Source organism: Phaeobacter sp. 11ANDIMAR09, from assembly GCF_001294455.1.
In the GTDB taxonomy this organism is placed as follows: domain Bacteria; phylum Pseudomonadota; class Alphaproteobacteria; order Rhodobacterales; family Rhodobacteraceae; genus Pseudophaeobacter.
The window spans coordinates 55,042-76,730 of the sequence record NZ_LIKT01000013.1 but is presented as its reverse complement, the minus strand read 5'-3'; the positions used below and the strand labels follow the sequence as shown (position 1 = coordinate 76,730).

Genomic DNA, 21,689 nt, shown 5'->3' with positions numbered 1-21,689 from the left:
ACTCCAGATCGGGTCTGTGACCTTCCAACCACGCAAGCGGGATGGAAGGACGACCCCATGAATGGAGCTGATACAGCTTGGATCATTGTAGCAACGGCCCTGGTGCTGTTTATGACGTTGCCAGGGCTTGCCCTGTTTTACGGCGGCTTGGTGCGTGCACGAAATGTGCTCAGCGTCTTTATGCAATGCTACGCAATTGCCTGTTTGATGAGCATTCTCTGGCTCGCTTTTGGCTACACCATTGCCTTTGGTCCCGGTGAAAGCGGCTATTGGGGCGGTCTCGACAAGATGTTCCTCAATGGGGTCACCGCAGATAGTCTCAGCGGCACCCTGCCCGAGGTTCTGTTCTTTGCCTTCCAGATGACCTTTGCCATCATTACCCCGGCGCTGATTGTCGGCGCCTATGTTGAACGCGTTGGCTTTGCCTTTGTGCTGACCTTTTCTGGCCTGTGGATGCTGCTGTGCTATGCGCCAGTTGTGCATTGGATCTGGGGCGGCGGCATCATGGCAGATGGCGGCATCTTTGGCGAAATCGGCGTTAAGGATTTTGCCGGTGGCATCGTGGTGCATGAAACCGCCGGTCTGGCAGCGCTGATCATCGCGATCTTCCTTGGGCCACGCAAAAACCGTACCACCCCCCCCCATAACCCAGGCTATGTCGTCATTGGCGCCGCGATGCTCTGGGTTGGCTGGTTTGGCTTTAATGGTGGTTCGCAGTTGGCCGCTGATGGCGGTGCAGCCATGGCCATCACCGTCACTCATCTGTCAGCCGCCGCCGCTTCGCTGACCTGGGCGCTGTGGGAAAAGATCAAATACGGCAAGGCCTCGGTTGTGGGTCTGGTCACCGGCACCATCGCAGGCCTCGCCTCGATCACCCCGGCCAGCGGCTTTGTTGGCCCCGTTGAAGCACTGATCATCGGCGGTATCGCTGGCATTCTGTGTCAGGAGCTGGTGAACTTGGTCCGCAACAAGCTGAAAATCGACGACACCCTGGATGTCTTTGCCGTACACGGCGTTGGCGGCATCTTTGGCACCGTGATGATCGCCGTCTTTGGCGAAGGCAGCTGGCTTGCGCAACTGGGCGCCCTGGCACTGGTTGGGATCTTTACCACCGTTGTCACCATCGCCCTGATCAAACTCGTCGGCGCCTTCACATCCCTGCGCGTTGATGCTGAAACTGAAACCAACGGGTTGGATATCTCTGTCCATGGCGAACGTGCCTACGATATGACCAGCTAATTCAGGTGTCGCCCCCCCCCTTTTTGTGACGGGGGCGCTCCATCCAGATGCCACCACTCAAAAGGCAGAGATGCAGAACGACGCATCGACGGGCTTCCTACATTTCGGGAAGCCCGTATTTTTGTCCTCACCGCCCCAAGTGAGATCACAGGTGCGCGGCGAGATCCCCTGCAGACCCAGCTCCCTGAAGAACCGACCACAGCTCGGCACAGCGGTCCGCTCCCAACAGAGCCTGCGCTTTGGCCATAAGCCGCGCCTCGCGGATCTCATAGGCCACCGGAGCCTGCAGGTCATGGCTGGCCTCCAGACGTTTGCCATCCCGGCGCACCAGCGCCACATGGGCCTGCGTCTCAGTCAGGGCTTCGTCAGCCTGCACATGGATCAATTCACGCAAAGCAATAAGACGAGGATCAAGGCACAGCCCATCGCTATAGCTGTCCAGCCGTGCGGTATCTTTGCCAAGCGCCTGCAGCGCCAAGACCGTCCGGTAGGAGAATTTGGCCCCGAGACCTGTCTCTGGCGCCATCTGATTACATACGGTCATCCAACGCGGATGCGTGCGCACCGTCAGACTGGCGATCTCAGGCGCGGCCAAATCCAACGCGCGGGCGGCTTCAAGCGCGGCATGCAGCCCGTGACAACAGGCGTGGAACTTGTGGCTGATCTCTTCGAACAGCCAGTCCCGCCCCAGATCCTGCAGGGCTGCATCCCTATTGCCCTCGCCGTGATGGGTGCCGCCAAACCCCAGAGCCCCCTCTAGGGCCTCGGGGTTTGCCTCGAATCCCGCTGCAACCAGCTGGGCCACTTCGACCCCGGCGGTGGCGGCAAGGCCTGCGTTATAGGGTTTGCCCATGGTGCCAAACTGCGCCTTCAACCCCGCCGCGCGGGTGGCGCAGAGCCCCAGTGCCTTTTCCATCTGCAGCGATGTCAGCCCCAGAAGGCGCCCCGCAGCAGCCGTCGCCCCAAAGGCCCCGGCTGTGGCCGTTTGATGAAACCCCGTTTGGTAATGCGACCGCCCCAGCCAGAGCCCCACCCGAATAGAGAGCTCCATGCCAAACAAAGCCGCCTCTATGACCTTTGCCAGCCCCAAGTTACCGGCCTCCCCAAGGGCAAAAGCCGCAGAAAACACTGCCACCGAGGGATGGCCGATATGGGCAAAATGCGTATCGTCATAGTCCAGCGCGTGAGAGATCGTACCATTGGCCAGCGCCGCCATACGCGCGGGCACCCGCGTTCCGCCAAACAGGCTCGCCTGCGCCGCCCCGGCCTCTGACAGCGCTTGCCGCCGCAGGATCTGAGCGACAGGTTCCTCGCCCCCGGCAATGCCACAAGCCAGCCAATCCAGAGCCGACAATCGTGCCATTTGCCGGGCCAAGCTGCTGGGCTCGATCTCAGATGTCGCAAAAGCGGCCAGCTGGCCCGTGAAAGTACTGCTCATCGTTCAGGCTTCCTGTGTTCAGGGCAGCCTAGCCATAAAGCTCAGCCGCGCGGCGCTCGAATGCTTTTACAATACGCTGCATCGCCTCGTTAAAGACAACCCCGATGATGCCCTGCAACACCGCATTTTTGAACTCAAAATCCACATGGAATTTGACGTCACAGGTGCCGTCCTCGCGCGGGGCAAAGCTCCAGTTGGATTTCATGTGGCGAAAGGGACCGTCCAGATATTCGGTATCGATCTTCATCTCATCCGCATAAAGCGTCACCCGGCTGCCAAAACGCTCGCGAAACACCTTGAACGAGATTACCAGATCCGCCTCCATCACCTCAGCGGCGCCCTGCGGGCTGCGACTGCGAATACGGGCAGCGGCGCACCAAGGCAGAAATTTGGGATATTGCGCCACATCCGCCACAAGCCCGTACATCTGCTGCGCGGAATAAGGCATTGAGCGGTTTTCTGAGTGAACTGGCATGGGCGGCATCTATTTTCTTGCTATGATCGTGCCGCGTCATGTCCTATGAACGCGCGGGAATTTCAAGGGGTCAGGCATGCCACAGCGTCCATATGTCATCGATGTGATGATTTCAGCCAAAACCATTGCAGCACGTATCGAAGAGCTTTGCGATGAAATCGCACAGGAATTTGGCGATACGGATAAACTGGTTGTTGTTGGCCTGTTGCGCGGTAGCTTTGTCTTTATTGCCGACCTGGTGCGCGAGCTGGACCTGCCGATTGAGGTCGATTTTCTCGAGGCCTCCTCTTATGGTGACGGCATGGAAAGCAGCCGAGAAGTCCGTATTCTCAAAGACTTGCGTGGCGCTATTGAAGGGCGAGACGTGCTGGTTGTGGAAGATATCGTTGATACCGGCCACACCCTGAACCATGTCACCAAACTGCTGGAGAGCCGCAAACCGGCGCGGCTAAAATCCATCGCCTTGTTGGACAAACCATCGCGGCGCGAGGTGGACTTCCGCTCCGACTGGATCGGATTTGAAATCCCGGATGAATTTGTTGTGGGCTATGGCATCGATTTTGCACAGCGCAATCGCAACCTGCCCCATATCGGCAAGGTCCGTTTTACCGACGAGGCCTAAAGCCCCGCAGTCAAACCTCTTGCCCGCGCCCGAACTGGAGAAAGCCGGATGACGGATCATTCAGGAAGCTGCCTCTGTGGCGCTGTCACGCTCTTGGCGCAGGGCGCGCCTGACCGGGTGGGCCTGTGCCATTGTCGGGATTGCCGCAAACACCATGGTGCCCTGTTTCATGCCTCTGCCGTTTTTCAGGAGCAGGTCGTAACCGTGCAGGGGGAGACCAACAGCTATCAGGGCCGTCACTTCTGCCCTCGGTGCGGGTCCTCCGTCTATTCCTGCAGCCCAGGCGAGATCGAGCTGCACCTGGGTATTTTGGATCAGCCAGACCGGCTGATCCCCAGCTATGAGCTCTGGTGCCTGCGCCGCGAAGCCTGGCTGCCATCCTTCGCGGATATGCGACAATATCCACGCGACCGGGGCAACGCAGATTAAAAAACGAAAAGGCCCCCTATCTTAGGAATACTCCACGAAATAGGGGGCCCATCGCAGACCCAAGATTGGTTAGGCCAGGCCCAGCTTGGCATTGCGCGCGTCACGCAGGCGGGCAAAGTCATCGCCCGCATGATAGGATGAACGTGTGAGCGGTGTGGCTGAAACCATATGGAACCCCTTGCCATAGGCGGCCTTCTCATAAGATTTGAACTCATCGGGGGTCACAAAGCGATCCACAGCGTGGTGTTTCGGCGTCGGCTGCAGGTACTGGCCAATGGTGAGGAAATCAATATCCGCAGCGCGCATGTCGTCCATCACCTGGCGCACGGCCTGTTCATCCTCACCCAGACCAACCATGATGCCGGATTTGGTGAACATCGACGGATCCAGCTCTTTCACCCGTTGCAACAGACGCAGGGAGTGGAAATAGCGCGCACCGGGGCGCACCTCGGGATACAGACCAGGCACCGTTTCCAGATTGTGATTGAACACATCGGGGCGCGCCTCGATGATCTGCTCAATCACCGCCATATCACATTTGATGAAATCCGGCGTCAGGATCTCAATGGTGGTCTTGGGGCTGCGGTGGCGCACCGCGCGGATGGTCTGGGCAAAATGCTCGGCGCCGCCATCTGAAATATCATCGCGGTCGACTGAGGTGATCACAACGTGGTTCAATCCCAGCTTCTGCACGGCATGGGCAACGCGGCCCGGCTCAAAGGCATCCAGATCCTCGGGCGGTTTGCCGGTAGCGATGTTGCAGAAGGTACAGGCGCGCGTGCAGACCTCGCCCATGATCATCATGGTGGCGTGACCCTGGCTCCAGCATTCCCCCACGTTGGGGCAGCCTGCTTCTTCGCAGACAGTGACCAGCCCATTGTCGCGCATGATCTTATGGGTTTCCGCATAGCCCTTGCCGCCGGGGGCCTTCACCCGAATCCAGCTGGGTTTCTTTGGCTGGGCATTGTCCGGGCGATTTGCCTTTTCGGGATGCCGTTGCTCGGGAATTTTGAGATCACGCATGGTGGGTCCGCTTCTGGCCTGTGTTCATAGGTGACTTAGCACGTTCATTCCTTGGCGTCACCGCGACATTGAGATATCGGCAATGCAGGGGACGCATAACACTCGGTCTTACTCCTATTTCGTTCAGAAATCATTGCAGATTTGATGGGGTCCATTTGCGCCAATTTTCGGCGCAAAATTTCAAAATATGTGCGTATTTTCAATTCTTTCCCCTATCCCTTTACGACAGTTTCATAACAGGGTCCGAGGGTGGTTGCGCTCAATTTAGAACTATTATAAACGGCTGCCAAACTGGTTCATCATCCATGGAGTTGTAAGATGAAAGCTGGCGTAAAACTGCCCGACGTGACCTTTAAAACCCGCGTACGCGACGAAGCTGTGGGTGGCACAAACCCCTTCCGCTGGGAAGACAAAACCACTGCGGATTACTTTGCAGGCAAGCGCGTTGTCCTGTTCTCCCTGCCCGGCGCCTTCACTCCTACCTGCTCGACCTACCAGCTGCCTGGCTTTGAAAAAGGCTTTGCCGATTTCCAGGCCGAAGGCATCGACGGCATCTACTGCATGTCCGTGAACGACAGCTTTGTGATGAACAAATGGGCCGAATCGCAGAACCTGGAAAACGTCGGTGTTATTCCTGACGGCTCCGGCGAGTTCACCCGCAAAATGGGCATGCTGGTGGCCAAGGACAACCTCGGCTTTGGCGCGCGCTCCTGGCGCTATGCCGCCATCGTCAACGATGGCGTTGTTGAAGCTTGGTTCGAAGAGCCCGGCCTGTGCGACAACCACGGCGAAGACCCCTATGGCGTTTCCTCGCCAGAGAATGTGATGAAGCATCTGCAGGCGGCAAAAGAAACTGCAGCGGCCTAAAACCCGCGGTGTTGCAAGTTCTCTTAAGGCTCGGGCTCGCCAGTGGCGGGCCCGTAGTCGTTTTGGGCTACCTCTAGAATACCCAGTCCCGTTTGCCGCGCCACCCGGGCCAATTCCTGAAACCAATCTGCCTCGGCCGTGCTGGCCCGGCGGACCAGCCCGATCCGACGTTTAGGCTGTGGTGCGCTAAAGCGCTGCACACAGAGCCCCTGCGCAGCAGTGCATTCGGCAGCAAGGGCAAGCTCCGGCATCAAGGTCAGGCCAAAGCCGGCAGCTACAAGCCGCGACAGGGTCGCCAGCGACCCCGCCCCCATGTTGATCCCCGCTGCCGAGCGCGCCACGCCGCAGACCTCCAATGCCTGATCGGTCAGGCAGTGCCCATCTTCTAGCAGCATCAATTGATCGGGTTGCAAATCCGAAGGCTCTACCCTGGGATGCCCAGCATTGACCTGGGCCAGTCGGTTGGCAGAGCCTGCCAGCAAGAAATGATCCTCAAACAGTTCAGCCTCGACCAGGCCGGATCCACCGCTGGGCAGGGCCATGATGGCGGCATCCAGCGCGCCGCTTTGCAGTGCCTCCAGCAGGCGCTCGGTTCTGGCCTCCCGCACCTGAATGTTCAGCTGAAGATCATGGGCACGCAGATCCGCCAGCAAGCCCGGCAGCAAATAGGGCGCGATGGTGGGAATAACCCCAAGAGACAGGCTCTTGCGGCCACTGTTTTGATCCCGTGCAAGCCGGTCCAACTGCGCGGCCGCCATGAGGATCGCTTCACTCTGCGCCAAGACCTCGCGCCCCAGCGGGGTCAGAACCACATCCCTGGCCCGGCGCTCGACCAGAATCCCTCCCATCAGATCTTCTAGTGCTTTCACCTGCACCGACAGCGCAGGCTGCGACACGTGGCAGGCTTCGGCTGCGCGACCAAAATTGCGGTGCTCACACAGAGCTTTGAAATATCCAAGTTGGCGAAGGGTGAAACTCATAAAATTCCCCTATCAAATCGCTAAGATAATTCAATCTTAAATTATGAGAATGCGCAGCACCCAAGCGCACCTCTCGCCTTTTGCAGGGGCTTGTTCAAGAGTCGGCACTTTAACCGATCATCTGGTTGCTGCGCGCCCCTCCATGGCTTTCATCCATTTCGTCGTAGAATGTCCTGAGTTGCGCCAATGCAATGCGCAGAACAATCTTACCCGAGCGCGCCGACCATCCAAGCTGACGCTCCGCCGCTTCCAGCCCCTCCAGGTGGCAACAGCAGCGTAGGGCTATATCGTTGAGCCCCGACCCCAGCACCTCGAGCGCCTGGGTCGCCCGCTGCTTTGCCGCCACAGAGGCCGCGCTCTGTTTTGGGGGAGCTATAGCACCACAGCGATCTGAAGCGGCAAAATAGGCGCGGCTTTGCGCCAAATGGTCGCCAACCTGTGCGAGCTCAAAGTCTTCGCGCAGGCGCTTTCCTGCCTCCACCAGCTCCCGGGGCAAAAACGGCTCACCACTTTTGTCCTGAAGACGCGCCAACATATCCAGCGGGGTTTCTCCAAGACCATAGCGGGTGCGGCGCTCTTTGGCTCTTTTACCTCGGCCATGACAAAACTTGCTTTGGGTTTCCCCGAACCCTTGCTCCAGATTTGCCCGGGCCTTGTTCTCGCGCTCCGCCATCAAACGATTGCAAACGGAACGGCCCATGGGGGTGATGTGATACCGGCGCAACCGGCCTGTACGGGTACAGCTGATCCATCCCAGCAAGGCCAGATGTCCCGCAAGTTCCTGTTCAACGACAAGCTTATCCAGGGCGGTTTCGCCCTCCTTTACCACCACGGCTTTTTCCATACCCTCAGCGACGGCCAGCACCGCACCACTTTGACAAAGCCGGGCTAGGATCTCTAATGCGGCCGCATTCAACAGGGCTGCATCGGCAATACCCTGGTGTTTTGACGTCCCTTGGCCATTAAAACAAACAGCCGCCAAATCGCACAGCACGCAGTCGATCAATGGGTCATCTCTGCGGTTTTCCACCCGACGTATTTGCCGCAGCACCGTCGAAGGATGGCATTTCAAACCCCTTGCAAGTTGGCGGATCGAGTAGCCGCCTTCTGTGTGCTCCAGATATCGCTGAACTTCAGGTGGGACCCATTCCGGGAAAGGCTGTGCCGAGTGTCGCTGCATGGATGAAGATCTCCGGTCGTCAGCCAGGCATTCGTCCACATTCCGCCCCCAAGGTTTCCCACAGGGATGGAGAGTTTACCTGTCTGATTTTGAACAGAACTTTGAGTTATCCATCATTGTTTCCAAAAATTGATCAATCAACAAACAATAGACCGCACGGCGAAAAGTACCTGCAGGCAACACCCGTAATAGTTGTGTTAAGGACAATCTCACACGCAGAAAAAAGGAACAGCCAAATGCAGGATCTCCTCAGCCGTTTGAAAAGCCTTCGGCGTCCCAGACTTCTGGTAAGAACCGCACGTATTGGCGCCGCAACCTACAGCCGCAGCCGGGATCTAAGCCGGATTATGGACTATGGAAAACCCCCCAGACCCGCAGCCGCCATCGTGTGGCTTTTGGACTCTGAGTCCGAGATAAACCAGCAGCGTCTAAGCAGAGATTCCAGCTATAGCCTCATCTGCCATGTGGAAATCTTGGTCGCCCTGGTTGGCGAGGCGGCCTTGTTGGCCCCACCGAACACCCGCCCCCAGGCACAAGGAAGTATCGCCGCTGGGGCCGAAACGGATCAAAACGAAAACGGGCGATGACCATAACTGTCACCGCCCGCATCCATTCACCCTATACGGGAGTATTTGGCTCTTTTATGACACCATCAAATCTACATGAAAGTGTCCGGCGAGGCCGCTTTTTTCTCTGCAACAAAGGCTTCCAGGGCCTGCTTGATTTCTGGATCAAGCGGAGGTGCCTGATAGTTTGACAGCAGGTAATCGACCCGGTTGGTTGCCAGAGAATAGGTGTCGCGAGCGCCCTCTTCTTCCCAGGTTTCAAAGGGTTTGTAGTCCAGAAGGTCCGATTTCCAGAAGGCGGTTTTGAAGTTGTTCTGGGTATGGTCGCAGCCCAGGTAGTGCCCACCTGGACCGACCTCACGAATGGCATCCATTGCCTGGGCGTCTTCGCTCATATCCACGCCCTTGGCCAGGCCATGCAGAACGCCCAGCTGATCGGCATCCATAACGAATTTTTCAAAATCCGCCACCAGACCACCTTCGAGCCAGCCGCAGGAATGCAGCATGAAGTTCACGCCAGAAAGCAACCCCATGTTGAGCGAGTTTGCAGTTTCATAGGCGGCCTGGGCGTCCGGGATCTTGGAGCCACAGAAAGACCCAGATGAACGGAACGGCAGGTTCATGCGGCGCGCCAACTGGCCAGCGCCATAAGTAATATGCGAGGCCTCCGGGGTGCCAAAGGTCGGCGCGCCCGAGTTCATATCGATAGATGTCACCATCGCGCCAAAGATCGCAGGTGCGCCTGGACGCACCAGCTGGCTATAGGCAACGCCCGCCATGACTTCGGCCAGAACCTGGGTCAAGGTGCCCGCGATCGAGACCGGTGCCATGGCTCCGCCCACGATAAAGGGCGAGATGATGCAGGCCTGGTTATTGGCGGCATAGATCTCCAGGGAGCCCATCATCACATCGTCAAAAGTCATTGGCGAATTGATATTGGTCAGCGAGGTCATCACGGTGTTGTTCTGCACGAATTCTTTGCCGAACAGGATTTCGCACATATCAACCGAATCCTGCGCCCGGCTTGGCTCGGTCACCGATCCCATAAAGGGCTTGTCCGACAGGGTCATATGGGCCAGCAGCATATCCAGGTGGCGTTTGTTCACCGGAATATCTGTTGGCTCGCAAATGGTGCCACCCGAGTGGTGCAGCCACTTGGACATATAGGCCAGCTTTACGAATTTATTGAAGTCTTCCATCGTAGCATAACGCCGACCGCCCTTGGCATCACGCACAAACGGAGGGCCATAGACAGGCGCCAGAACCATGTTCTTGCCACCAACAACCACTGACTTTTCAGGGTTGCGCGCATGCTGAGTGAATTCGGAAGGGGCTGTTTTGCACAGCTCACGCGCCAAGCCACGCGGGATGCGCACGCGCTCGCCCTGGACATCGGCACCGGCATCGCGCCAGCGCTGCAAGGCCGCCGGGTTATCTACAAAATTGACCCCCACCTCTTCGAGGATGATATCCGCGTTGGTCTCGATGATCTCCAAGGCCTCTTCGGACAGAACTTCGAAGTTGGGAATATTGCGCTCGATGTACTTGGCGGTCTCGATCTTGATGCTTGTACGTTCTGCGCGACGGGCGGCTCCCCCGCCACCCCGGCTCCGACGACGTGGTGCTGCTTCAGCCATGGTCTGTCCTCTTGAAGGAGTTTCGTTGTCAGATATCTAGCCCGGCTCCCAAGCGCTCCGCCGAAGGATAACGGCCTATCCGGTTGGAAAGCGACATTTACCCTGTCCAAATGGGCTGAATTCGGCCTTCTCCAAGGCTGACGAGTAAGGTCAGGGCTCCAAGGGCTCGGCTTCCGGGCCAACCCACTGCGCCCGCCCCCAGGATTTAGCGAGATAAAGCCGCGTATCCGCCAGCTTGAGAAGCGCATCGACGGGGCCAACTTCGCTGAGATTTGCCACACCGATAGAAAAGGTGATTCTGATGGGTCGGTTACGCCCTGTAATCGGAAGAGAGACCCCCTTGGCCAACCTATTGGCAAAAGGCGCAACCTCTGACACCTGCTGGTGCCGTACCAAGACAACAAACTCTTCACCGCCCCAACGGGCCAGTTCAGCATCCTCTGGCAGGACCCGGCGCAAAAACCGAGCCGCGGCGCGCAGACATTCATCACCGGCCGCATGTCCAAAGTCATCATTCACCGATTTGAAGTGATCGATATCAATCAGCAACAGGCAACCGGGTAGGTTTGGGAGTTCGTTGGCGAGCACCGCGTCCATTGCTCCACGATTGAGCAACCCCGTAAGCACATCCGTTCGCGACAACCGAGAAATTTCGTCCTTTTGAGCCTCCAGTTTTGCGACCAGGGTCAAACCGATGATCAAGCAGGGGCTGGCGATCACAAAGACCGTCCGCAGGGGCTGCACATAGCCATATTCCAATCCCCCATCAAAGAAGAACTTCTGCAGGAGATAGAGGGAGATGATAAAGATCATCCAAAGAAGATAATGGAGCGCGAACTGAACACTGCCGCGCGGAACCAGGTACGGAACTAAGAATTTCATGGAGGCCGCTTGCCGTGAGAACGCTCCATAATCCATGGGCAAAAACCGTTACTTTTCCCCATAAACCAGGCGCGACTTTCCTGGTTTCAACCTGCAATTAATTCCGCTCTCCATCCCCTCCCCCTAGGCGCGTACAAGGCGTGCTCTAGACTGCCGAATACACCGCGGCACGGAATGGGACTTGAAACCTGAGCCATCCCGGCCTATGCGCGTAGATATGAGCCAGACATCCCATGACCGCCTCCTAATCATAGACTTTGGCAGCCAGGTAACGCAGCTGATTGCGCGCCGCCTGCGTGAGCTGAATGTCTATTGCGAAATCCACCCCTACCAGAATGTCACAATGGAATTTGTGCGCCAGATGGCGCCCAAGGCCGTGATCTTTTCCGGTGGCCCAGACAGTGTGACTCGCGACGGCAGCCCCCGCGTCCCACAAGAGATTTTTGACTATGGCGTGCCGATCCTCGGGATCTGCTACGGCCAGCAAGTGATGATGCATCAGCTTGGCGGCAAGGTCGAAAGCGGCCATGGCACAGCCGAATTTGGTCGCGCCTATGTCAAACCCTCCGTCGCCTCCCTGCCCCTGCTGCAAGGCTGGTTCCAGGATGACGAAGACCGCGAACAGGTCTGGATGAGTCACGGTGACCACGTAAGTGAAATCGCCCCAGGGTTTGAGGTTTATGGAACCTCCCCCAATGCCCCCTATGCGATCACCGCCGATGTAGCGCGGAACTTCTATGCGGTGCAGTTCCATCCAGAGGTGCATCACACCCCCAATGGCGCCAAGCTCTATGAAAACTTTGTCCGTCTGGCCGGCTTTAGCGGCGATTGGACTATGGGTGCCTACCGCGAGCAGGCGATTGCCGCCATCCGCGAGCAGGTCGGCGACAAACAGGTCATCTGCGGGTTGTCCGGCGGCGTCGACAGTTCGGTTACAGCCGTGCTGCTGCACGAGGCCATTGGCGACCAGCTGACCTGTGTCTTTGTTGACCATGGGTTGTTGCGGAAAGGTGAGGCCGACGAAGTCGTCACTATGTTCCGCGACAACTACAACATGCAGTTCATTCACGCTGATGAACAGGACCTGTTCCTGGGCGAGCTGGAAGGTCAAAGCGACCCAGAGACCAAGCGCAAGATCATCGGCAAGCTGTTCATTGATGTGTTCCAGAAACACGCCAATAGCATTGAGGGTGCCGAGTTCCTGGCCCAGGGCACACTTTACCCAGATGTGATTGAATCTGTTAGCTTTTCTGGCGGCCCCTCGGTGACGATCAAAAGCCATCACAATGTGGGCGGCCTGCCCGAAAAGATGGGGCTCAAACTGGTTGAACCGCTGCGGGAGCTGTTCAAGGACGAAGTCCGCGCTTTGGGACGTGAACTTGGGCTGCCGGCGAGTTTCATTGGGCGTCACCCCTTCCCTGGCCCTGGCCTTGCGATCCGTTGCCCTGGTGAGATCACCCGCGAAAAGCTGGAGATCCTGCGCGAGGCCGATGCCGTCTATATCGACCAGATTCGCAAGCATGGTCTCTATGATGAGATCTGGCAGGCCTTTGTTGCCATTCTTCCCGTGCGCACCGTTGGCGTAATGGGCGATGGCCGCACCTATGATTTTGCCTGTGCCCTGCGCGCGGTGACATCGGTGGATGGGATGACAGCGGATTACTACCCCTTCAGCCATGAATTCCTAGGCGAAACCGCGACCCGGATCATTAACGAAGTCAAAGGCATCAACCGCTGTACCTATGACATCACCTCGAAGCCCCCAGGCACCATCGAATGGGAATAATGCAGCAAACTGTCGTTGCTGAAAGCTGAGATTTGCAGCCCGGTCGGTATCCCGACCGGGATGTTTTTTTCGCGTGCCAGTCATTGCACCAGTTGCGCACCCCTGACAGGCTGAATTTGACTCGGTTCTTTTTGAAAACCAAGAAACTGTTCATTCTTCCAAGTTGGCTTTGGTGCAGCCCTCCGCCGCGAAATCGGAAACCAATTTTGGAATGGCTGAAGGAACCAGTGAAGGCCGATGTGACACAGAGGATTTTCACTCTCACTGTAGGTCGGTCTGGCACAGGCTGGTTGGCCAAATTAATAGAGGCCAACCTGGGGGCACAGCCATCCATGAACCACTGGGAGTGAATGGCGTTGCAATTTGGTACACTTAGAGAGGGATGGCTTGCAGCACTATTTTGAGCGCAGCTATGGCGATCGGGTCCGCTTTATCAAGGTTCAACTCGAGGACGCAGGAAAGCCCGGTGGCGCGGTCAGGCTTCCGGCTGATCTAGGCCATGTCCGGGAGCCCCTCTTACCACCCAAATACAATGCAAACGTCACAACCGATGAGCAATTGGTCGACAGCAACGCAGGATTGCTGACCAATCGCGGTTTTGGTCCTGAACAAATCGTATCGGACTATCTAGAGGCCAGCCAAAGCCTGGCGCTGTCGGAGAGCCAATTAGCCTCTTGATATCGTCCCTTTGGCTTGACCTTCTCGTTGATTTACCACCTTCTTGCCGCCTGGACATGAGGGAAGGTACGGGATGTCGCATCAAAGGGGCGAGGTAGGTAAGGCAGCGCTTTGGATGACTGGAGCCATCCTGTCGTTTTCCTCCATGGCGATTGCCGGCCGTGAAGCGGGGCACAGCCTCGATACCTTTGAAATCATGAGCTATCGCAGCCTTGTCGGGCTGATCATCGTGGCCCTGTTGATCACCTTTACAAAACACTGGGGCCAGGTGAAAACTGAACGGCTTGGCACCCACCTTCTGCGCAATCTGGCCCATTTCACCGGCCAAAATCTTTGGTTCTTTGCGGTGACGCTGATCCCACTGGCGCAGGTCTTTGCGCTGGAATTCACCTCACCGATTTGGGTGGTTGTATTGTCTCCGCTGTTGCTGGGCGAGCGGCTGACGCTGATCCGGGCCTTGTCGGTGGTTTTTGGGTTTGTAGGCATCCTGATGGTTGCCCGCCCCTCTCCGGACACCTTCAATGCCGGGATCATCACAGCGGCCAGCTGCGCGATTTTCTTTGCATTGACAGTCATTATCACCAAACGACTGACCCGTTATGAAGGCATCGCTTCGATCCTTTTCTGGTTGACCTCAATGCAACTGGTCATGGGATTGATCATGGCAGGCTGGGACGGCGACATTGCGCTGCCAGATGCTCGGGTTTTACCCTGGGTGGTCGTGATTGGCCTGGCGGGCCTTAGCGCTCATTTCTGCCTCACCACAGCACTGTCCCTTGCCCCTGCGACCTCCGTAGTGCCGATCGACTTTGTGCGCCTCCCTCTGATCGCAGTTTTGGGAATGCTTATATATGGTGAAGACTTAGATCTGTGGATTTTTATTGGCGCCGCAGTGATTTGCGCGGCGAATCTGCTGAACTTGAGAGCTGAGAAATCACGGAAATTCGCCAAAACGTGAGCCCAATGCGCACAAAGTTGCCGTCTGGTTAACATTGATCCGAAATACATCTTCCCCCTAACCTCTGGAAAAGAGGCCAAAAGGCCTGTCTTTGGGAGGAATACATGAAAAACTACGTTGCTGTGCCTTTGGCATTGGCAGCACTCTCTAGTGCTGCCCAGGCGGGAGGGTTGGATCGAACAGGCCAATCCATAGACATACTATTCGAAAAAGGAAATTACGCCGAATTTTCAATTGGTCGCGCAGACCCCAACCTCAATGGCCGCGACGTTGCAGCGTTCAATCCCGCGCGCACCCCCAGCGGGAATGTGGCGCAGGCGTTCAATCAGGCTGGTGCAGGGTTCAAGCTCGATATCAACGACCGGCTGTCCTTTGCCATGATCTATGATCAACCCTGGGGCTCTGACATCAGCTATCCGGCAGCAAATGCCAATCCTTTGACCCCAGGGTCTGCCCTGCTGGGCGGTACCCAGGCCTTTGCTGAATCAGATGCGATCACTGGCTTGCTGCGCTACAAATTCAACGACCGCTTCAGTATCCATGGTGGCCTGCGCTGGCAGCAAGTCGAAGGCAATATTACCCTGAATGGGGCCGCCTATGGTGGCGCTCCTCCGGCTGGGCTGTCTGGCTATTCTGTCCGGATTGAAAGAGACCGCGCTCTGGGCTGGGTTGCGGGTGCTGCCTATGAGATTCCAGATATCGCCCTCCGGGTCGCGCTAACGTATAACTCTGAAATCGAACATGAATTCAGAACAACCGAGAATCTCAACCCGGCGATCACAACGACAACCACAACCAAAACGCCCCAATCGGTGAACCTGGACTTCCAGACTGGTATCGCCCCCAATACCCTGTTGATGGGCGGCATTCGCTGGGCGGATCATAGCGAAACCAAGCTGAGACCCACCCTTGCGGGGGTCGATCTAATTGACCTGGAAGATTCCACAACCTTCAGCCTTGGGGTGGCCCGTCGTTTCAATAAAAACTGGTCCGGTTCCATTCTATTGGAATATGAAGAGGCCAGTGATGACAATCTTGTCTCTCCGCTCGCCCCGACCAATGGTTTTGAGAGCATCGCCATTGGCCTGCAATACACTCAAGACAAGTTCAAGGTTTCCGGCGGAATACGCTACACCAAACTTGGCGATGCCTTCGCAGAAACCGGCACGCCAGATGTGGCGCGCGCCAGCTTCACCGGCAGCGACGCTGTGAGCTTTGGCATCAAGGTTGGCTACTACTTCTAGGCCAATTTCGTTTACTGCCCGATCAGAACCTCCAACAAGCCCTCGCCCATGTGGCGGGGGCTTATTTTATTGGGGGGCTAGGCCAGAAATTCCCGACAGCCAGGGCAGCAATTTCCGCGTGGGAATTGACCAGACCAGTCCAGAGCACTAGCAAGGCGTGAAACCAAAACAATCTGGAACGCCTATGCTCTATTCTTCCGCACAGGAGTGGCTCGACGCGCCACAAAAACGGGTCTTGTTCTTTGGCATGTCTGGCCTTGGCAAAACCTATGTCAGCAATATTCTGCGCGGCGCGGGCAGTTGGTTTCATTACTCAATCGATTATCGCATCGGCACCCGCTACATGGGCGAATATATTGCCGATAACGCCAAGGCAGAGGCGATGAAGAACCCCTTTCTACGGGACCTCCTGCTCTCAGATTCGATCTATATCGGCTCCAATATCACCTTTGAAAACCTCACACCGGTTTCCTCCTACCTGGGCAAGCCTGGGGATAGCCGCAAGGGCGGGCTGGCGATCGACGAGTACCGCCGACGTCAGGATCAGTTTCGCACCGCCGAAATTCACGCGCTGATGGATACCGCCTATTTTGCTGATCGCTCCAAGCGGCTCTATGGCTATCCCAATTTCATCTGCGACACTGGCGGATCGATCTGTGAATGGGTGGATGCCGCAGACCCCAATGATACCGTGCTGCGCGAACTCTCGGCCCAGTGCCTGATGGTCTGGATCAAGGGCGACGCCGCCCATACCGAAGAATTGATCCGACGGTTTGATCGCGCCCCCAAGCCGATGTCATACCAGCCCGAGTTTCTGGCGCAGGCCTGGGAAGACTATCTCAACCAAATGGGCGTATCAGAGCAGGATGTTGATCCTGATGACTTTATCCGCTGGACCTATTCCCAAGCCCTGGCCCATCGCCAGCCCCGCTATGCGGAAATGGCTAAAAAATGGGGCGTCACCGTGACCGCAGATCAGGTTTCCAGCGTCCAGAGCGAGGCCGATTTCAATCAGTTGATCGGCAGAGCCCTTGAGGCCCGCAGCTAAGACGACTATGTGTCAGTTTCCGCTATACCGCACTATCATCCGATAAACAGGAAAACCCCATGCCTATTAAGATCCCTTCTGACCTGCCGGCCTATGACGTTCTGACGAACGAAGGCGTCATGGTCATGTCGCCGGATCAGGCAGCGCGCCAGGATATTCGGCCACTGCGCATCGGCTTGCTCAATCTGATGCCCAAAAAGATCCAGACGGAGAACCAGTTTGCCCGTCTGATTGGCGCCACACCTTTGCAGATTGATCTCACTCTGATCCGCATGACCGAGCATCAGACGCGCAATACAGCGGCTGAACATATGGCTGAGTTCTACCAATCCTTCCAAGAGGTTAAGGATCAGAAATTCGACGGCTTGCTGATCACCGGCGCCCCGATCGAGCACCTGCCTTTTGAGGAGGTCACCTATTGGGATGAGCTCTGCGAGGTCTTTGACTGGACCCAGACCAATGTCCATTCCACCTTTGGCGTCTGCTGGGGGGGGATGGCCATGATCAACTACTTCAACGGTGTGAAAAAGCATATGCTGGATCACAAGGCCTTTGGCTGTTTTCGCCATCAGAACATGACGCCGGCCTCGCCCTATCTGCGTGGATTTTCTGATGATTGCGTTGTTCCCGTCTCCCGCTGGACAGAAATTCGCCAAGAGGAAGTGGAGGCCTGCCCTGGTCTGAGCACAATGCTGGGCAGCGATGAAACCGGCCCCTGCCTGATCGAGGATCCTGACCACCGTGCGCTCTATATTTTCAACCACTTTGAATATGACAGCGACACGCTCAAGCAGGAGTACGACCGCGACGTCGCCTCTGGCACCGAAATCAATGTGCCACTGAACTATTACCCCGATGATGATCCCACAAGGGTGCCACAGAACCGCTGGCGCAGTCATGCCCATCTGCTCTATGGCAACTGGATCAACGAGATCTATGAGACGACCCCCTACGAGATTGACCGGATCGGGGTCGAAACGACGGATCTGCGGGCCTGAAGACAATGACACAGGGCAACAGGCTGCCTAGAGGCGCCTGCTGCCGCACCTGATCTGACGCCCCTGGTTCACTGTGACGCGAGCACCTGAGTAAAAGCGATTCACATTTGCACCGTCTTGGCCCTATAAAGGGGTGAGGACAGAAGGATTTAGCCATGAAACTGCCATTTGACGGTGCCATCAGCAGCTTTTTTGAAAACAAAGCTCCGAATGAGGTTACGCAGAGCATCAAAGAGAGTGGCAAGAGTGACATCCTGGCCCGCGGCTTTCCCTATTCTGAACGGATGGGGCGCAAGGATTATGAAAAACAAATCAAAGCTCTGCAAATCGAACTGGTCAAATTGCAAGCCTGGGTCAAAGAGAGTGGCGCGCGCATTGCCATTGTCTTTGAAGGGCGTGATGCGGCTGGCAAGGGTGGCACGATCAAGCGGTTTCGCGAAAACCTGAACCCGCGCGGCGCCCGCGTGGTGGCCCTGTCCAAACCAAGTGAGCCTGAGCAAAGCCAATGGTATTTTCAGCGCTACATTGATCACCTGCCCTCAGGTGGCGAGATCACCTTTTTTGATCGCAGCTGGTACAACCGTGGTGTTGTCGAGCATGTTTTTGGGTTTTGCACCCCAGAGCAGCGCGACCGCTTCTTTCGACAGGTGCCAAGTTTTGAAGAAGCCCTGGTGGATGATGGGATCTTGCTGTTCAAATTCTGGCTGAATGTCAGCCGCCCCGAACAGCTGCGCCGCTTTTTGGCGCGCGAGGCAGATCCGCTCAAGCAATGGAAGCTCAGCCCGATTGACGTCAAAGGTCTGGAGAAATGGGATGACTACTCCCAGGCTATCGAAGAGACCCTCAGCAAGACCCACGGAGACCATGCGCCTTGGGTGGTGATCCGCTCTGATGACAAGCGCCGGGCCCGACTGGCGGCAATCCGAACAGTCCTGCATGCCGTTGACTATAAAAACAAAGATGGAAAGGCCATCGGCCCTTTGAATGACATGATCTGTATCGGGCCGGACAACTGGGATGCCTAAACGCGGCTACCATCACGGCAACCTGCGCCAGGCTTTGGTTGAGGCCGCATTGCGTCTGATCGAGACGAAAGGCCCCACCGGCTTTACTCTGTCGGAGGCGGCCAAGCAGGCCGGCGTTACCCCAGCAGCCGTCTATCGCCATTTTGAGGGCCGGGAAGATTTGATCGCCGAGGCGGCACGTCAGGGCTTCTTGATGTTTGCCGATCTGATGCAGCACGCCTATGATAAATACCAGCCCTCGGCCCTGGCTGCCTTTGAGGCCACAGGCCGCGCCTATCTGGCCTTTGCACGCAAACATCCCGGCCATTACATCGCCATGTTCGAGAGCGGCATCTCCAGCAATCGCACCCCGGAATTGGCCAATGCCGCCTATCGTGCCCGCAATATCTTGGAGCGCGCCGCCGAAGACCTGAGCAAACATATCCCCGAAGACCGACGCCCGCCGGCCTCGATGTTTTCAGCCCATATTCTGGCGATGAGCCACGGTGTCGTTGAGCTCTATGCCCGAAACACCCCCGGAGCCACATCCCCGTTTCCACCCGAAGATCTGCTGGAAACGGGCATCGGCATTTATCTGCGTGGCCTGGGACTGATCGACAGGGACATCTGACCACGCCTTTGCAGCATGACCAGACCACAAAAAGACCCAAGAAAACTTGGGTCTTTTTTTCACACTCCAGGCTGTGTTCCAGCCCTTAGGCCGCGGTTTCATCCTCAAAAACAACCAGATCCGCGACGATGGATTTCAAACCCTCAATCAGAGCTGTATTCGGCGCCATCGACAAGAGTGGCACCATTTCCTTGATCAATGCCTCAGGCAGGTTCCACCAGGCCAACTTCTGAAGCGCTGCAATCACCTCGTCTTCAAAGCGCTTTTTCTGGAAATTTGCAGGGTTCCCTCCGAGATGGAACAAAAGGAACCGACCGAGACATTGGCCCCTGGCGCCAGATGTGCAATTGGCGATTTTCGAAAAGGCTTTGAGAATGGAACATGTTCCACAACATCCATCATGCTGATGACATCGCATTTTCCTCAAGCTTCAAATCATCGAGAGCCTTGCAATGCGCCTCGATGCCAAAGGTTTTCAGTCGTTCGACATTGTCCGCGCGTAGATCAAGCCCAATGGGGGGAAAGCCAAATTCACCCGCCGCCATCAGCAGTACTCCATTGCCAAACCCTATGGCCAGCCACTGACCACCTTGGACGTGGCAGCGCACGTTTTCAACCCCGTCCGCAGAGATCGCCCGCAGGACCTCAATATTGTGTCCAACCTTCTGCTTGTCGCTTGTTCGTGTCGCGACCAGAGCGGCTGCCTCATCGGTAAAAAAACCTTGGTGAACTCATGACCGCAATGGGTGCAAGCAATACGATTCAGAACCGGGTTCAAATCAGGGTGATAAAGCGGGAGTTTGGAGAAATCAGCCGTGCCAATTGCGACGGCTTCCTTGCTCTCACAAAAGGGGGTCAGGCCTCATAGGCGTGCCGGTCTTTAGAATCTGTGGTAATTTCTACCGGGACGTTCACACAATAGTTTCCTATGTTTGTATTCCCGAGGGCACTGAACAAATTTCCCTGAATTGCTGGTCGTGTTTTACGCAATAGAAACAAAAAGAGGGCCGCCCAAAGGCGACCCCCCAAATCTGGAAAAGCGGTAGAATTAGCGCTTGGAGAACTGGAAGGAACGACGCGCTTTACGGCGGCCAAACTTCTTACGTTCTACAACACGGCTGTCGCGTGTCAGGAAGCCAGCGGCTTTCAGAGCACCGCGCAGAGCGGGATCATAAAGCTGCAGAGCTTTGGAAACACCGTGCTTAACCGCGCCGGCCTGACCGGACAGGCCGCCACCTTTGACAGTCGCGTAGACGTCAAACTGGTCTTCGACACCGGCAACGGTGAACGGCTGGCGCAGGATCATCTGCAGAACCGGACGGGCAAAGTACTTGCTCATCTCTTTGCCGTTCACTTCGACCTTACCGGAACCTGGTTTGATCCAGACACGGGCAACAGCGTCTTTACGCTTACCAGTGGCATAGGAACGACCCAGCTCGTCACGGACGGGCTCACGGGAGATGATTTCTTCAGCGACTGCTTCCACACCGGTTGCAGCTGCCAGCTCTTCGAGAGTGTTGATCTGATCAGACATCTATATCAGCTCCGGGTGTTTTTCTTGTTCATGGACTTTACGTCCAGAACTTCGGGCGACTGAGCCTCGTGGCCGTGCTCGGTGCCAGCGTAGATGCGCAGGTTGGTCATCTGCTGACGCGACAGGCGGTTGCCTGGCAGCATGCGCTTGACCGCCTGATAGACAACACGCTCGGGGTGCTTGCCTTCCAGGATTTCCTGCTTGGTGCGGGACTTGATGCCACCTGGGTGGCCGGTGTGCCAGTAGAAGTGCTCTTCGCGCTTCTTGCCGGTCATCTGGATCTTTTCAGCATTGATCACGATGACGTTGTCACCCATGTCCATATGCGGAGTGAATGTTGCTTTGTGCTTACCGCGCAGGCGCATGGCAATGATCGAAGCAAGACGGCCCAGCACCACGCCTTCGGCGTCGATGATGATCCATTTCTTGTCGATATCTGCTGGTGTAGCAGAGAAGGTTTTCATGGCAGG

At 56.6% G+C, this 21,689-nt stretch carries 24 protein-coding genes; 13 read left to right on the top strand and 11 right to left on the bottom strand.

What is annotated here, in order from left to right:
- Positions 1-57 precede the first annotated feature (57 nt).
- The gene (locus tag AN476_RS12645) at positions 58-1,239 is read left to right on the top strand and encodes an ammonium transporter (protein ID WP_054461949.1); all 1,182 of its coding nucleotides are present in this window, start codon (positions 58-60) and stop codon (positions 1,237-1,239) included.
- A 145-nt stretch (positions 1,240-1,384) separates the two neighbouring features.
- Here the strand turns inward: AN476_RS12645 and AN476_RS12640 are convergent, their stop codons facing one another.
- Positions 1,385-2,677, bottom strand: a complete 1,293-nt coding sequence (locus AN476_RS12640; protein ID WP_054461948.1) for an MmgE/PrpD family protein — start codon at positions 2,675-2,677, stop codon at positions 1,385-1,387.
- Between the two features lie 28 nt (positions 2,678-2,705).
- Positions 2,706-3,152, bottom strand: coding sequence for a type II toxin-antitoxin system RatA family toxin (locus tag AN476_RS12635; RefSeq protein ID WP_054461988.1), 447 nt, complete (start codon positions 3,150-3,152; stop codon positions 2,706-2,708).
- A 76-nt stretch (positions 3,153-3,228) separates the two neighbouring features.
- On the opposite strand from AN476_RS12635, the gene hpt reads away from it, so the two are divergent.
- Both hpt and AN476_RS12625 read left to right on the top strand, forming a co-directional pair.
- A complete protein-coding gene (gene hpt / locus AN476_RS12630; protein ID WP_054461947.1) occupies positions 3,229-3,774 on the top strand; it encodes a hypoxanthine phosphoribosyltransferase in 546 nt (181 codons plus the stop codon).
- Positions 3,775-3,822: 48 nt separating this feature from the next.
- Positions 3,823-4,203 carry a GFA family protein gene (locus AN476_RS12625; RefSeq protein ID WP_054461946.1) on the top strand — a complete coding sequence of 127 codons (381 nt, stop codon included), beginning with the start codon at positions 3,823-3,825 and terminating at the stop codon, positions 4,201-4,203.
- Positions 4,204-4,272: 69 nt separating this feature from the next.
- Here the strand turns inward: AN476_RS12625 and lipA are convergent, their stop codons facing one another.
- A complete protein-coding gene (gene lipA, locus AN476_RS12620; protein WP_009808460.1) occupies positions 4,273-5,226 on the bottom strand; it encodes a lipoyl synthase in 954 nt (317 codons plus the stop codon).
- Positions 5,227-5,544: 318 nt separating this feature from the next.
- Between lipA and AN476_RS12615 the strand changes: the two genes are divergently transcribed.
- Positions 5,545-6,093: a peroxiredoxin gene (locus tag AN476_RS12615; RefSeq protein ID WP_054461945.1), complete on the top strand. Its 549-nt coding sequence runs from the start codon at positions 5,545-5,547 to the stop codon at positions 6,091-6,093.
- 23 nt (positions 6,094-6,116) lie between these two features.
- Here AN476_RS12615 and AN476_RS12610 read toward each other — a convergent pair whose 3' ends face one another.
- Together AN476_RS12610 and AN476_RS12605 are read right to left on the bottom strand one after the other, a co-directional pair.
- Positions 6,117-7,073 carry a hydrogen peroxide-inducible genes activator gene (locus AN476_RS12610; RefSeq protein WP_054461944.1) on the bottom strand — a complete coding sequence of 319 codons (957 nt, stop codon included), beginning with the start codon at positions 7,071-7,073 and terminating at the stop codon, positions 6,117-6,119.
- A 109-nt stretch (positions 7,074-7,182) separates the two neighbouring features.
- On the bottom strand, positions 7,183-8,253 hold the full coding sequence (locus AN476_RS12605) for a DUF6456 domain-containing protein (RefSeq protein ID WP_054461943.1): 1,071 nt from the start codon (positions 8,251-8,253) through the stop codon (positions 7,183-7,185).
- A 2-nt stretch (positions 8,254-8,255) separates the two neighbouring features.
- Between AN476_RS12605 and AN476_RS23565 the strand changes: the two genes are divergently transcribed.
- Positions 8,256-8,840: a DUF6477 family protein gene (locus tag AN476_RS23565; protein ID WP_371257349.1), complete on the top strand. Its 585-nt coding sequence runs from the start codon at positions 8,256-8,258 to the stop codon at positions 8,838-8,840.
- A 71-nt stretch (positions 8,841-8,911) separates the two neighbouring features.
- On the opposite strand, the gene AN476_RS12595 is transcribed toward AN476_RS23565, so the two are convergent.
- Together AN476_RS12595 and AN476_RS12590 are read right to left on the bottom strand one after the other, a co-directional pair.
- Positions 8,912-10,456, bottom strand: a complete 1,545-nt coding sequence (locus AN476_RS12595; RefSeq protein WP_054461942.1) for a trimethylamine methyltransferase family protein — start codon at positions 10,454-10,456, stop codon at positions 8,912-8,914.
- Positions 10,457-10,606: 150 nt separating this feature from the next.
- Complete coding sequence (locus AN476_RS12590; RefSeq protein ID WP_172684827.1) at positions 10,607-11,338, bottom strand: GGDEF domain-containing protein; 732 nt, start codon at positions 11,336-11,338, stop codon at positions 10,607-10,609.
- A gap of 217 nt (positions 11,339-11,555) precedes the next feature.
- Here AN476_RS12590 and guaA point away from each other — a divergent pair, with 217 nt between their 5' ends.
- The 8 genes from guaA (at position 11,556) to AN476_RS12550 (ending at position 19,685) form a co-directional block, all read left to right on the top strand.
- Complete coding sequence (gene guaA / locus AN476_RS12585) at positions 11,556-13,124, top strand: glutamine-hydrolyzing GMP synthase (RefSeq protein WP_054461940.1); 1,569 nt, start codon at positions 11,556-11,558, stop codon at positions 13,122-13,124.
- 387 nt (positions 13,125-13,511) lie between these two features.
- Positions 13,512-13,802 carry a hypothetical protein gene (locus tag AN476_RS12580; RefSeq protein ID WP_054461939.1) on the top strand — a complete coding sequence of 97 codons (291 nt, stop codon included), beginning with the start codon at positions 13,512-13,514 and terminating at the stop codon, positions 13,800-13,802.
- Positions 13,803-13,875: 73 nt separating this feature from the next.
- On the top strand, positions 13,876-14,760 hold the full coding sequence (locus AN476_RS12575; RefSeq protein ID WP_253279894.1) for a DMT family transporter: 885 nt from the start codon (positions 13,876-13,878) through the stop codon (positions 14,758-14,760).
- Positions 14,761-14,864: 104 nt separating this feature from the next.
- Entirely contained in the window at positions 14,865-16,004 is a 1,140-nt protein-coding gene (locus AN476_RS12570; protein WP_054461937.1) for an OmpP1/FadL family transporter, read from the top strand.
- A 184-nt stretch (positions 16,005-16,188) separates the two neighbouring features.
- Complete coding sequence (locus AN476_RS12565) at positions 16,189-17,052, top strand: hypothetical protein (protein ID WP_054461936.1); 864 nt, start codon at positions 16,189-16,191, stop codon at positions 17,050-17,052.
- A gap of 59 nt (positions 17,053-17,111) precedes the next feature.
- The gene (gene metA, locus AN476_RS12560; RefSeq protein ID WP_054461935.1) at positions 17,112-18,050 is read left to right on the top strand and encodes a homoserine O-succinyltransferase; all 939 of its coding nucleotides are present in this window, start codon (positions 17,112-17,114) and stop codon (positions 18,048-18,050) included.
- 155 nt (positions 18,051-18,205) lie between these two features.
- Entirely contained in the window at positions 18,206-19,075 is an 870-nt protein-coding gene (gene ppk2, locus AN476_RS12555) for a polyphosphate kinase 2 (protein WP_054461934.1), read from the top strand.
- On the top strand, positions 19,068-19,685 hold the full coding sequence (locus tag AN476_RS12550; protein WP_054461933.1) for a TetR/AcrR family transcriptional regulator: 618 nt from the start codon (positions 19,068-19,070) through the stop codon (positions 19,683-19,685). Before ppk2 ends, AN476_RS12550 begins: the two co-directional genes overlap by 8 nt.
- Before the next feature lie 85 nt (positions 19,686-19,770).
- Here the strand turns inward: AN476_RS12550 and AN476_RS12545 are convergent, their stop codons facing one another.
- From AN476_RS12545 to rplM, 4 genes are all read right to left on the bottom strand, one after another.
- On the bottom strand, positions 19,771-19,932 hold the full coding sequence (locus AN476_RS12545) for a hypothetical protein (protein WP_157063751.1): 162 nt from the start codon (positions 19,930-19,932) through the stop codon (positions 19,771-19,773).
- Between the two features lie 151 nt (positions 19,933-20,083).
- Positions 20,084-20,230: a hypothetical protein gene (locus AN476_RS22885; RefSeq protein ID WP_157063750.1), complete on the bottom strand. Its 147-nt coding sequence runs from the start codon at positions 20,228-20,230 to the stop codon at positions 20,084-20,086.
- Positions 20,231-20,733: 503 nt separating this feature from the next.
- Entirely contained in the window at positions 20,734-21,219 is a 486-nt protein-coding gene (gene rpsI / locus AN476_RS12540; protein ID WP_054461931.1) for a 30S ribosomal protein S9, read from the bottom strand.
- A gap of 5 nt (positions 21,220-21,224) precedes the next feature.
- Positions 21,225-21,683: a 50S ribosomal protein L13 gene (gene rplM / locus AN476_RS12535; RefSeq protein ID WP_054461930.1), complete on the bottom strand. Its 459-nt coding sequence runs from the start codon at positions 21,681-21,683 to the stop codon at positions 21,225-21,227.
- Positions 21,684-21,689 lie beyond the last annotated feature (6 nt).